Annotated in this window: 12 protein-coding genes; 7 read left to right on the top strand and 5 right to left on the bottom strand. The window is 67.2% G+C overall.

Going from position 1 to position 12,086, the window contains the following annotated elements; all coding sequences use genetic code 11:
- The first annotated feature begins 52 nt into the window (after positions 1-52).
- Entirely contained in the window at positions 53-886 is an 834-nt protein-coding gene (locus tag CP975_RS23965) for a hypothetical protein (RefSeq protein WP_055531274.1), read from the top strand.
- 32 nt (positions 887-918) lie between these two features.
- Here CP975_RS23965 and CP975_RS23970 read toward each other — a convergent pair whose 3' ends face one another.
- Positions 919-1,941 (bottom strand): nucleotide kinase domain-containing protein, encoded by a 1,023-nt coding sequence (locus CP975_RS23970; protein WP_199783006.1) that lies wholly within the window; start codon positions 1,939-1,941, stop codon positions 919-921.
- A gap of 617 nt (positions 1,942-2,558) precedes the next feature.
- Here CP975_RS23970 and CP975_RS23980 point away from each other — a divergent pair.
- Together CP975_RS23980 and CP975_RS23985 are read left to right on the top strand one after the other, a co-directional pair.
- Positions 2,559-3,815: a HEPN-associated N-terminal domain-containing protein gene (locus tag CP975_RS23980; RefSeq protein ID WP_150477332.1), complete on the top strand. Its 1,257-nt coding sequence runs from the start codon at positions 2,559-2,561 to the stop codon at positions 3,813-3,815.
- A gap of 60 nt (positions 3,816-3,875) precedes the next feature.
- Positions 3,876-4,385, top strand: a complete 510-nt coding sequence (locus CP975_RS23985) for a hypothetical protein (protein ID WP_150477333.1) — start codon at positions 3,876-3,878, stop codon at positions 4,383-4,385.
- A gap of 59 nt (positions 4,386-4,444) precedes the next feature.
- On the opposite strand, the gene CP975_RS23990 is transcribed toward CP975_RS23985, so the two are convergent.
- Positions 4,445-4,945 carry an NUDIX domain-containing protein gene (locus CP975_RS23990; protein WP_055531269.1) on the bottom strand — a complete coding sequence of 167 codons (501 nt, stop codon included), beginning with the start codon at positions 4,943-4,945 and terminating at the stop codon, positions 4,445-4,447.
- A gap of 35 nt (positions 4,946-4,980) precedes the next feature.
- Positions 4,981-6,336 (bottom strand): NsdA family TPR-like regulatory protein, encoded by a 1,356-nt coding sequence (locus tag CP975_RS23995; RefSeq protein WP_055531268.1) that lies wholly within the window; start codon positions 6,334-6,336, stop codon positions 4,981-4,983.
- 223 nt (positions 6,337-6,559) lie between these two features.
- Here CP975_RS23995 and CP975_RS24000 point away from each other — a divergent pair, with 223 nt between their 5' ends.
- The 4 genes from CP975_RS24000 to CP975_RS24015 all read left to right on the top strand — a co-directional run bounded on the left by CP975_RS24000 (position 6,560) and on the right by CP975_RS24015 (position 9,603).
- The gene (locus CP975_RS24000) at positions 6,560-7,309 is read left to right on the top strand and encodes a hypothetical protein (protein ID WP_055531265.1); all 750 of its coding nucleotides are present in this window, start codon (positions 6,560-6,562) and stop codon (positions 7,307-7,309) included.
- Between the two features lie 77 nt (positions 7,310-7,386).
- Positions 7,387-8,298, top strand: coding sequence for a phosphotransferase family protein (locus CP975_RS24005; RefSeq protein ID WP_055531263.1), 912 nt, complete (start codon positions 7,387-7,389; stop codon positions 8,296-8,298).
- On the top strand, positions 8,299-8,994 hold the full coding sequence (locus CP975_RS24010; protein WP_055531261.1) for a class I SAM-dependent methyltransferase: 696 nt from the start codon (positions 8,299-8,301) through the stop codon (positions 8,992-8,994). It begins immediately after the preceding gene.
- Positions 8,995-9,024: 30 nt separating this feature from the next.
- On the top strand, positions 9,025-9,603 hold the full coding sequence (locus tag CP975_RS24015) for an HAD domain-containing protein (protein ID WP_055531259.1): 579 nt from the start codon (positions 9,025-9,027) through the stop codon (positions 9,601-9,603).
- Positions 9,604-9,668: 65 nt separating this feature from the next.
- On the opposite strand, the gene CP975_RS24020 is transcribed toward CP975_RS24015, so the two are convergent.
- Complete coding sequence (locus CP975_RS24020) at positions 9,669-11,363, bottom strand: relaxase/mobilization nuclease domain-containing protein (RefSeq protein ID WP_055531257.1); 1,695 nt, start codon at positions 11,361-11,363, stop codon at positions 9,669-9,671.
- Positions 11,353-11,961, bottom strand: coding sequence for a MobC domain-containing protein (locus CP975_RS24025; protein ID WP_055531255.1), 609 nt, complete (start codon positions 11,959-11,961; stop codon positions 11,353-11,355). The genes CP975_RS24020 and CP975_RS24025 overlap by 11 nt, the downstream gene beginning before the upstream one ends.
- Positions 11,962-12,086: the final 125 nt, after the last annotated feature.

The following is a 12,086-nucleotide window of genomic DNA, read 5'->3' on the forward strand; positions in this document are numbered from 1 at the left end:
TCTCCCTCGCGCAGCTCCCCACTGGTACACGTCTAACGTCAGGAGCACGGAGATGTCCCTCTTTATCGTTGACAAGGCCAACACATCGCTTGCCTGGCAAGAGGCATGCCGGAAACTCGACGTACCCGGCAATCCGAAGCGAGACGCCCTGCACACCTTGGTTCGCATCGGCAACGCCGCGGCAGAGGATCCGCAGGTGCGAGCTGAGTTCGACCAAATGCGCAAGGAGCGGGGCTATGCGCTGATCGAAACGGTAGCCAACACTCTGTTCCCTGCCGAGCTTGCGGCCGTCTCCCGCACCCCGGAAGAGTTGGTGCGCAGGTACCGGGCTATGTATCCGAGGCTGTGCCGCATCGACCGTGGAAATGCGACCGGCACCTACTTCGGACGCATCGTGGCCTACCCAGGGGAGCATGGTCCTGTGGACCAGCTGACCGCGCTCATTGATCGGATACGTCGCCAGGCTGCCGGCAGGGGACCGATGACTGCGGCGTACGAGATGGACATCGCTCATCCCGACGACCCAGCCGCTCCCGACCTCACAGGTGGCGACCACGATGCCGGCGCGGACACAGACACCTGGGCCACGCCGGTACACGCCGCCGGGAAGGACAACGGGTTGCGGGGCTTTCCGTGTCTGAGCCACTGCTCGTTCCAGCTGGACCGCAACCGGGTCCTGCACGCCGTGGCCCTCTACCGCAGCCACTACATGGTGGCCCGCGCCTACGGTAACTACCTGGGTCTGGGGCGGCTTCTGGCCTACCTGGCAGAGCACGCCGAGGTGCGCCCCGGCGCGCTGACGGTAATTGCCGGGCACGCCCAGATCGAGGGCGACATCACGGCCCTGCGGCCGGTACTGCGAGGCCAGGCCCGGCTGGCCGCCTGAACGGCACGGGCATCCGTCAATCGACCTGAAACTTACGGGTTGATGCCCCACTTGGGAGGGAACCAGGCGGTCAGAGGGGCGCTGTCGGGACGGTAGAGCTGCTTGATGCGGCTGCGGCCACTGATGCCCGCGATATCCGGGTGGACCACACGCGCGTACTTGTCGACCTCGCAGAACAGATTCTGACAGTCAATCAGCTGCAAGGGGCGCCCGCGCAGTCCCCTGAAGGTAAGGCCGAGGCGAGCGAAGTGCTCCTCCTGGTTGTCCGCCATGTAGCGGATCACCTCGGCCTCGATGCCGCTCGCGTTGGCGCCGAAGCACTTCCGGATGCCATCGCGGGCACCCGGCCCGGGGACGACGAAGTCCATCTCGGAGAACGACAGCCCGGCAGCATAGTTGAGGTCGATCAGATACTGGTACGCAAGGAACGGGCCGAGCGCCGGAAAGCCCAACAGCACCTGGTATGCCTCGCGCATCGAGGCAGCCTCTTGCACCTGCTTTGGGGCCCCCTGTTCCATCAACATTTCGACCAGGCGCAGGTGATTACGATGCTTGCGCTGCTCCCCCAGATGCGGCGGCGGCGTGATGTAGGCGGCGGAATACAGACGTGTACCCGACGCGAACGCCCGTGACAGCACCTGGTCCAGGGCCCCGTAGTCGTAGCCCTGCCAGGTGATCTCACCCAGGTGCTCTTCGAGCAACTGCCAGGTCTGAACCTTGTTGAAGACCTTGAACAACAACGTGCGGAAGAACACTTCTTGCCACGCTTGGTCGCCGCGGTATGACACATGGCGGATCAGGTACTGGCTGACCCGATCAGCGGCCCGGAAGCAATTGGTGAACCTGTGCCGGACGAGCACGGGGTCCGGTACCGCCGGCGCCGAGACCTCCCCCAGGCGCGCCAGATACACCTGGTGCCGTGCAGCCGCGAACCGCCAATACGTGTCGAACACCGGCGTGGGCTTCAGCACGCGCCCGGAGATCCGCACGGTGGCGGGCGGATCGCAGTCTTCCGCCTGGCGGATCTGTGGTCGGGCTTGCAACGTGGTGACCATGGGCACAATATATATTGAATCTAGATGAGCCGCCAGAGAGGGCGCAGGATGGAACTGCTGTGGCGCGCAGAACGCCGCAATACCCTCATCGCATGGCCAGATGCCGTCAACGAGCGCCTTGACCAACTGGTCGCAGCAGGACTCGCCGCTGGCGAGAACGTCAACCGCTCTCACCTACTCGCGGCCCTCGTGGTCCATGCCGATCTGTCACCCGAGTTCGTCGCCGGCGTCATGCGGGCCTACCGCACGCTGGGCAGCGATTCCCTGGATGAGGCCAATCGCTCAGCGGATGAGCAGTGGCCCACGGTCCGGCGTCCTGGGCCCCGGCGAGGCTCTAGCCGTGACAGGGGCCCAGGCCCACTACGCGGTGAGGGATCCGCCGTTACCAACGACGCGCGTCAATCCCCGGACACGGCCACAGAGAAACTCCGTCCATAGAAGCGACGTCAGAGCTCGTAACAGGATCTTGTTGAGGTGTCCTGGTAGGGCGTTACCCTCAAGATTGCCGACGCCTTGCAACTCGACGCTGCCGAGCTGGTGCGGGGGGCTCTCTGCCTCTGCACCTGAAGCGACTGCTGCGAAGTAACACGCAAACCTGCAAATCGACGGGGGACCACATGGGACTTGCCAAGCGGCACTGGATGGAAACTCAAGACCGCGGTTGGTACGCCGGCGGAGACCAGTGGGTGTGTGAGCAGTGTGTTGCTGAGCCCTTCCTGGCAAGCAAGGTCAGAGAGGCGTCCTCGCCCGAGAAGGCATGCAGCTTCTGCGATGAAAGCCCGGCTGCTGAGCTGGACGTCTTCATCGAAGCATTCATGAATGGGGTCACGCGTCGTTACGAGGATGCCGATAACGAGCACCGCTACGACTCGGAAACGGGCGAGTACCTAGGCAACACCTTCAGCACGGCGGAACTGGTCACCGAGGAGTACGGGGACATCTTCGTTGAACCAGAATTCCTAGAGGCCGTGTGCGATTCTATTATCGAAAGAACATGGACCGATAATGATTTCTGGTATTATACGCCGAGCGAAGCTCTTAGTGCTGGCTGGGATCGGTTCCGCGAAGCCGTCATGTATGAATCCCGCTATGTCTTCTGGCTTCGCAGGGACTGGCAAGGCCAGGATTACGACGCCGACGGTGTCCACCCGGCCAAGGTGCTGCAAGCCCTCGGTGAGTACATAGATAAGCACGCGCTGTACCGCACCATTGAAGCAGGCAAGATCTTCTGGCGAGCCCGTACGCGTACGAGTGCTGGAGCTTCCTGGGGAGCAAAGGATCTAGGAACGGCCGGACGTGAGCATGCGAAGCAAGCGAACCGCATGAGCCCGGCTGGCATCCCCATGTTCTATGGTGCCGAAGACGCAGATACTGCGGTCAGGGAAAGCCTCGTCCGAACCTCTGACACACACGTCAGTGTTGCTGCGTTCCAGACAACACAACCTTTCACCGTGGTTGACCTGACTGGAAGTAAGATCCCCCAGGCGCCCTCCGAGTTTGATGTCGAACGGTTTACTGAGCGACACCGAATCTTGTTCCTCAGGGACTTTGTCAAGGATCTGACTAAGCCGATCCGGGAGAGCTACGAACAAATCGACTACGTGCCCACTCAGATCTTGGTGGAGTACCTCCTCAGAGTGCACGCGCGCGAGGAAGGTCACGTAAGCGGCTTGATGTACACGTCTGCCGTGACAGGCGAGACCTGCATCGTGCTCGACGTCCCCAACAAGCGATGCATCGACCGGGACGACGAGATCGAGCGCTTCGCACAGGGCAAGCTCCACCTGAAGATGGATGCTGCATCGCTGAGTACTTTCAAGATTAAGCGAGACTACGAGCCGATGCCGCGGGCCAGCGACGATCCGTTCGCATAGTCGGGGTGCCTTTCGGGGGGAATTTTGAGTCCGTCAACAAGTGCCCTGGTCATTGCCTTGGTGGGTATCGCGGGCACGCTCGCTTCGGCGCTCCTCACCCAACGCAGTGCCAATAGCAGCAAGATACGAGAACTTGAAAGGGTCGACGAGCGGCGCAGAGAAGACCGTGCCTACCAAGCCGAGCAAGCAGCAATAGAGGCCCGGCGTTCCTGCTATGTCGCGCTCAACATCGCCGCCCGTTTGTATCAGACAGCACTAACTAACTACCTTGTTGCCATTCGTGCTGGTGCCGTGACCGATGAGATACGTACCGATGTAGACGAAATGCGACGAGAGCACAGATCTCGTCATGCTGAAGCCCAGATGGTGGTGCCTGACTCTGTGCTTGAAGCGGCTGGCGCTGTTAACGGGAACCTCGGGAAGTTCTACGGAATCTTGAAGAGCATTGACCTTGGCACTGCAAACGCAGATGAAACGATTGAAGCAGCTGAAGCTCGACGCGTGAGATCGTGGGACTTGCTGCGTGAAATGAGAGCCGCTATGCGACGCGATCTGGGAATCGCTCCGTAATATCGCACAAAAATGGAGGAGGAACTTCTCACCCGCAGCCCATGAGGGTATCGGCGTTCCTACTGCCAGCCGTCGAGGGAGACTTCCGGACCGCCCGCGAGGTAGCGGTGGAGGGCACTGGCGGTGGTGTCCACGAACTCCGCGGGGATGGCGTCGGCATCGACCCAGCAGACCTGGGAGTGTTTGCGTGGTTCGCGGTTTTCGGGTTCGCCGGTCCATTCGTGGGCGGTGAAGACGACGGTGAGGAAGCCGTTGGGGGCCTCCACGCCCCAGGCGCCGTGGATGATGTGGGCGACCTTCAGGGCTTCCGGCTTCACGGTCAGGCCGGTTTCCTCGTACAGCTCCCGCACCGCCGTCTCTGTGATGGGCTCGCCGGCTTCGCTCTTGCCGACAGGGAGATCCCACATGCCCTGGGCGAACTTGGCGTTCTGGCTGCGTTGGAGGAGGACGACGCGGTTGGTGGCCTTGTCGTGGACGATGACGGCGGCGACCAGCAGGGTCATGGATTCGAGGGCGGGGGGCAGGGCTTTGGGCTGGTCGTCGGTTGTCCGCTGAGCCACGGCTTGTGTCCCTTCGTCGGCCGGATGGTGGCAGCTTAGGCCAGTGCTTCGCGTGCACGGCGGGCGAGTTCGGCGGCTCCGGGCACTCTGCGGCGCTGGTAGATGGAGAGGGTGGAGCGGAGCGAGGTGATGGCCTTTCGGGTGCGGTCGGAGGTCATGCCTTCCATGAGTGTCAGGGCCTGGGACCAGGCGGCGACGGCCTCGTCGGCTCGGGCCTGGGCGGCGAGGCTGTCGCCGAGGTCGGCGTGCGTGAGGGCGTGGACGCGCTTGTACTTCTCGGGGTCCCAGCGCACCAGGGCATCGCGGTGTTGTTGTTCGGTGCCGACGTGGTCGGCGAGGTCGGTCAGGGTGCGGGCGGTGTGGCTGGCGACAGTGCCGGCGGCCGGGCCGCTGACGCGGGAGTAGCTGGGCTGGGGTCCATCGTCGCGCAGGAGGGCGTCTTCGGCGGCGAGCAGAGCGCGGGCCGCTGCGGGCTTCGCGCCGACCGCGGCGTAGGCGCGGGCGTGGGTGATGTGCAGCAGCGCCTCGGTCTGGCCGTCGACGTGGCCCAGGCCGCGGGTGAGGGCGCCTTCCACGAGGTCAACGCAGTGGTGAGGCTGCTTGAGGCTGAGGGCCTGGTGGGCAAGGGCGCGCATCATCCAGGCGGCGTGACCGCGCGGGTCGGCTTCGCAGGCGAGCTGGTAGCCGACCTGGTAGTAGCGCTGGGCGGCGCCTTCTTGGCCGAGGTCGTGGTGCTTCCACCCGGCGAGGTATGCGAGTTCGGCGACGGCACCGAAGGCCGCTTGCCGTAAGGCTTCGTTCGGGAAGCGTCCGCGGAGCATGGGGGCGGCGGTGTCGGCGAGGTAAGCGGTGACGGTTGTCAGGCCGTGGCCGCCGCCGAGGCGTTCGTCGGCCGCGCTGAAGGCTGCGGTGATCTGCCGTACGACGTCCACGTCCTCGATCCCGACCAGCGAGCTGCCGGTGCGGGCCCGCAACATGCGAGCGGTGGCCTCGTGGTCGTAGAAGAGCGGCATGGCCACGCCGGCCGTGGTGAAGGCAGCCACGGCAAGGAAACGGCGGCGCTCGACGTCGGCACGGCCCAGATCGGTGGCGGCCAGAACAGGATCGGGCTCCTCCGACACCGCCGTTTCGGGTGCTCGCAGGCCGATCTCGACCGAGGTGATGGTGCGGCCTGCCCGGCGGGCCAGCGCCTCTGCGAGGTACTGGCCGGTCCGTCCGGTCGGCTGGCGTGTGCCGTTCGCCCAGTGGGAGACGGCCGACTTGTTGGTCTGGAGAGTCTCGCCGTTCTCGGCCGCGATACGCCGGATGTCCTTCGCCAGAGCCTCGTAGGTGCAGCCGATCGCCTCGATGACGTCACGCAGGCGGGAGTTGGGGCCTCTCGGCGCTGCCACGATCGCCTCCGCTCCGGAGCTGTAAACCGCGTATACCGCTTCAACTGCCTCTCACCGTACCCACTGTGCGTGACGGAGGGTTCACTAATCATCAGCCGCCCGGCCCCGGTCCGACACCGCGACCAGGCTCCCCCTTCGGTCGGGCGGCCCCGAAGTTCCGTACGCCTACACCGGGTTCGGGCATTCCTGTGTCCGGACCCGGCCGATCAGAGACGGAGACACGGTGACCACCATCGACACCACGGCCATCACGGTCGAGCTGCCCGAGGCGTTCGACGAGCGCTGGAGCCGCTTGCCCGGCATCCAGGTCGACGGCCGGCGCATCACGATCGACCCGGCCGAGTACTTCTTCCGCTTCGAGTCGAACACGTGGCTCGTCGCCGACTGGGAGCTGGTCAAGTCCCAGCTCCTGGACGTGGAGGAGACCACCGAGAGCGCGGTCGAGCAGCTCGCGCTGGACTTCATCAAGGCTCACGCCGAGTCCACCTCGGACGCCGCCCGCGTGCTGTCCATCGCCTACGCGGTGTACGCGTACCTGTTCCGCGACGAGCACCTCGTCGGCCTCGGCCTGCCGCAGATCACGGCCGAGCACCTGCGGATGCTGCGCGAGGCGGCCACGCTGATGGCGCTGAACAAGGTCGAGCTGGACGGGCACATCTCCAACGTCGGCCCGTGCTGGTTCTTCCCGGCCGCCACCTCCGTCGTCTTCGACCTGGACGACGAGATGGGCGGGATGCTGGACGAGGTCTACCACGGTGGCTGGTTCAACGAGCACCGCCGGGTCGAGTCCATCAAGGCTCACGCCGCCCTCGGCGGCAGGCTCGTACACGGTTGTCAGTCCGTGCCGGACCAGACCGGCGGTGTCGTGGCGCCCTACGGTGCCTCGATGGCCGCCTTCCGCGACGACCTCGCGGCCTTCAAGGCCGGATGGATCGAGCAGGTCTACGCCCACCGCGTGAGCCCAGCCGCGTAACACCGCACACCAGGCTCCGGGGCGGGATGGCACCTCTCGCCCGCCCTGGACGCCCTCTACCTCCTTGGAGCCCCCACGTGACCGCGAACCCCAGCGTCGAACTTCTCGACAACCTGCTCACCATGGACAGCCGCACCACCGCCGTGCGCGAGGAGGTGCGCGTGTGGTCCATGTCCGGGGTCGAGCGCCTGACCTTCCCTGACGCCACCACCGCGATCTTCAAGTACGCGAAGCGGCCCTTCGATAGCGAGGACCAAGCTCTCCGTCTGGCGCGCACGCTCGGCGTTCCCGTCCCGCAGGTCCACGCCTCCGCCGTCCTGGACGGCTGGCTCGGCATGCTCATGGAGGACCTCGACCCCGCCGTCCGCGACGCCGACGACCTCGACGGCACCGCCGCGGCCGTAGTCCTGCACGGCACCCGCACAGCTCCCGCCCTGCCCGTCCTCGACCAGGCCCGGCTCCGCACGCTGCCGGACAGGGCCCTGGCGCACCTCGCCCGACTCCGCAAGGCCGAGCGGTGGCAGGAGGCGGACGGCGTCGAGGACGCGCTCGATCGGATCGCCCAGTCCGCCGAGACACGCTCTGCCGGTGCCACAATGGCTCCATTCGGCTGGGTGCACTCCGAGTTCCACCCCACCAGCCTCCACATCAGCAGGCACGGCTGGCGGCTGCTGGACTTCGCCCGCGCCTTCACCGGCCCCGGCCTGCTCGACCTCGCCAGCTGGCACGGCACCCTCGACACCCCCGACCCCGTACGCCTCCGGGTCTTCCTGGAGCAGTACGTCACCGCCGGCGGCACCCCCGACGCCCTTGCCCGGCGCGGCGGGCTGACCGCCGAGAACTGGGCGCTGGGCTGGCACCGCATGTGGGCCGTCGAGTGGTTCATGGAGCAGTCCATCCGCTGGATCAACGACCCGGCCACCGACCCCGCCTACATCAAGGCCGTACGCCGCCACCTCACCGACGTCCTCCACCTCCTGGAGGTCTAGGTGCTCGTCCACGCTTCCCCCTGGTACGTCCACGCCCTGCAACGCACCACGGCAAATCCTGCCGAGCCACTCTCGGTCCCCGCGCGGATGGAGTGGACCACGCGGCCGGGCACCGGACCCGGAGCCGAGATCCTCGGCCCGGACCTGCGCCGCAAGCGACTGCTGGAACTCGGCTGCGGCCCCGGCCACAACGCCGCCCACCTCGCCACCCGCTACGGCGCCCAGGTCACCGGCGTCGACCTCGTCCGTCTCCAGGTCCGCCGAGCCCGCTCGCACTACGGGCGACTGAACAGCCTCACCTTCGTCGCCGGCCATGCCCTGCACTACCTGCAAGCCTCGGACGAGCAGTTCGACGCGGTTTACTCCGTCTTCGGCGCCATTGGGCTCGTCGCCCCCGAACTCCTGCTCCCGGCCATCGCCCAGCACCTCAAGCCCGGCCGCACTCTCGCCTTCTCCGTACCCCACCCGCAACGCGGCGGCCTCCGCCCGGCCACCGACGACCGGCCGCGCCGCGACTACGTCACCCTCCCCGACCGCACCCGACTACCCATCGCCCGGTGGGACTTCGACGCCAACCGCTGGGAGAGACACCTCGACCGCTCCGGCCTCTGGCTCACCTCGGTCCAGGAGTTCCACGACGCCCGCCACGGAGGCCGTTGGCCCTCCACCCTGCTGATCACCGCGCGCAAACTCTGACACTCACCCCTGCTCCCCTGGGAGAATCCGATGCGCCCGCCCTACCTGCTCCTCGATATCGACGGCGTCCTCATACCCTTCCCCGACGCGGAGGGCTCGACCCCAGCCACCCACACCTGCCACGACGTCGTCCCCACTGGCCGCAGCGCCGACGACCCGGTCACCATCTGGCTCAACCCCGCCCATGGCCCCATGCTCATGGAAGTGATCCGTACCGGCATGGTCACGCCAGTCTGGTGCACCAGCTGGCGCCAGGACGCCGCCACTCTGATCGGACCGCTCCTCGGTCTCCCACCCCTGCCGCACGTCGATCTCCCGCGCCCCAAGATCACAACAAGCCACCCCAATGGCTACCTGTGGAAGCGCGACTACGTCGACACGCGGCTGGCTGACGCCCCCGCTGTGTGGATCGACGACGATTTCACTGACCTCGACCACTCCTGGGCCGCGGAGCGCACCGCCCGTGGCGCGGCGACCCTCCTGATGCAACCTGATCCCCGTGCCGGGCTGCAGGCTGAACACGTGGCCGAAGCCCGAACGTGGGCCGAGCGGCTGCTCGCCGTGCGGACTGGTACACCCGCTGCTCCGAGCGGAACCGAAGCAGCCTGACGCGAAGCCGTGGCAGAACAGTCGACGCCCCCGCCGCGCCGCGTGGCGAGGGCATCCGACCGGGTTCAGCGGTGCCGACCACGTTCTTCGGGCGTCATGTTCACTGGTGTGGCCGGAGGACGTTGAGCGGCGGACATGGACGTCGTGCCGCTGACGGTGCTTTGCCTACGTGCTGCCTGAGCGCGCCTGTTCGGTTGAGCGGTGATGCGCCAGTTGAGGACCTCGGCGGGATGCTCGGCACTGTCGAGTTCCCGCCGGGCGCCGGCCTCGGACAGGAGACGGCGGGGGTTGTGGCCGGCGGTCTCGGCGCGGGCGAGGGTCGTGGTCAGGGCTGGCCATGCGGGATCGGAGAGGACGCGGTCGGCGTGGTCGGGGAGGACTGCGCGCAGGTCCTGCTCGAAGCGGTCGGCGGTTGCGGCGCGCGGTGCGCGACGGGCGAGATCCGCCAAGACTGGCTGGGCGGCCTGCTGGTAACCGGCCTGCAGGTGGCGGAAGGCTTCCTCGGCCGCTGCGGCCTGCTGCTCGTGACCGCGCTGCTCATGCCACTTGGCGGCGGCGCGCGCCACGTGGAGCGCGGCGAAGATCAGGGCGATGGCGAGTCCGCCCGGATCGTGTGAGGCGTAGGCGAGTTCCTTGGCAGCTTCCCGCAGGGCGGTGGCGGCCTGGTGGTCGGCCCGGATCGCCGAGCGGCGGGCGCGGTTGAACGCCCTTGCCGCGGCTTGCAGTTCGGCCCGGTGCCCACCGTTGGCAGTGAGGGCCAGGTTGTGCAGGGCGTCGCCGAAGGCATTCAGGTAACCCTGGGCCACAGCGTCCTCGCCCGAGTCGAGGACGTCGTTGGCGTCGCGGATGGCGGTTTCGGTCCGGTGCCACGGTTCGGCCGGGTCCGCGACCGCTTGAGGGCGGTCGGCCAGGGTCTGGGTCTGGAGGCGTTCACACAGGCGGTTGTAGGACAGGTCGGGGGCGAGGCTTGAGCCGCCGAACCAGATGGGCTCACCCCTGCCGGTGTCGCCGGGCGCGGCCAGGCTGTAGCCGGTCACCTCGCCGGTCTCGGGACCGATGCGCGGCCTGACCTGGATGCCGATGGAGAGCAGCACGGTGAAGTACTCGTCGATGCTGCGTACGGCAGCGGCGATCGCGTACGCCTGCTCGCGCAGCCACTCCCGCGCGGCCTTTTCCTGGCCTTGGCGCTCGGCCTTCGCGCGCTCGGCGCCGGTGGGAGTACGCGGGGCGGTGAGGTCGCCGGACTTCAGGCGACGCAGCCCGAACTCCGCCTCGATTTTTCGGCATTCGCGCTGGGCTCGCCAACCGTCCCGATTCGTACGGGGGCGGCGGCCGTCTGCGCGGACGGTGGTGGCCATGATGTGGATGTGGTCGTCGGCGTGCCGGACCGCGATCCATCGGCACGCTTTCTCGTCGCCCTCGGGGGCGATGCCCGTTGCGGCGACGACGCGGCGGGCGACCTCGGCCCACTCGGCGTCGGTGAGGTAGCGATCGCCGGGCGCGGTGCGTACGGGGCAGTGCCACACATGCTGCGGCGGCTTCTCTCCACCGAGCTCCCGGGTGCGCAGGTCGACGTGGTGGTCTAGGCGCCGGGCGAGCTGGGTGTAGGTGGCGGTGGGGTCGCGGCCGGGGTCGGGTGCGCCGACCATATCCCAAGCAGCCACGATATGGGGGTCGGTGTGCTCGTCGCGCCGCCCCTTGCCGAAGAGGTAGTTGATCAGGCCGAGCGTGCTGGCGCCGGTGGAGACGTCAGGCACCATGACCGGCCCCCTCCGCCAGGAGCTGGTCCATCAGTGCGTAACTGGCCTGGGCGGCCTGCTCAATGCGGTCGAAGGCGGCCTCGGCGCGCTCGGGTATTGCACCGGAGTGGATGGCCGCCGTGATCTGGTTGAGGTTGGTACCGATCCGGTTCAGTGCCTTGGTGTGCGCTTCGATGGCCTCCAGCAGCGGGCGGATGGGGTCGTCCTCGGGACTGCCGACCATGCCCGCCTTGCCGAGCGCGACGGCGAGGGCGGCGTCGCCGACGAAGCCGGCGAACTTCTGGCGGCGCCGTTTGGCCTCGGCGTCGATGAGGCGGACCGCGGTCGGGGTGAAGCGGATCTTCTTCTCCTGGTCGCGCTTCTCGGTAGTGCGCTTGCGGTTCATCCGCGCGGGCAGCGCGGGGGCGTCGGGCTCGCGCCACGAGGGCTGCTCAACCGCGGAGGGCGGTTGGGGATCGGCGGACGGCTCGGCGTGTGGGGTGATGGAGTCGGCGACAGGCTGCTCGGCGCTGTCGGCCGCAGACGTGGTGCGGGGCTCGTTCACCCCCTCCTCAGGCTCGGATGCCCGCTGGCGCCCGGCCCCCTCTTCCTCCGCCATCCCAAGGGCGGGGGCAAGCGCGGACGAAGCCCCTTTAGGGGCTCGTTCGCTCCAGCTTGCTGCTGTTCGTCGGCTCCGGCCGAACCATCCCCAGCGGCGGGCGGAAAGAGGGTTCGTGTCGTTCT

The organism is Streptomyces alboniger, assembly GCF_008704395.1.
In the GTDB taxonomy this organism is placed as follows: Bacteria; Actinomycetota; Actinomycetes; order Streptomycetales; family Streptomycetaceae; genus Streptomyces; species Streptomyces alboniger.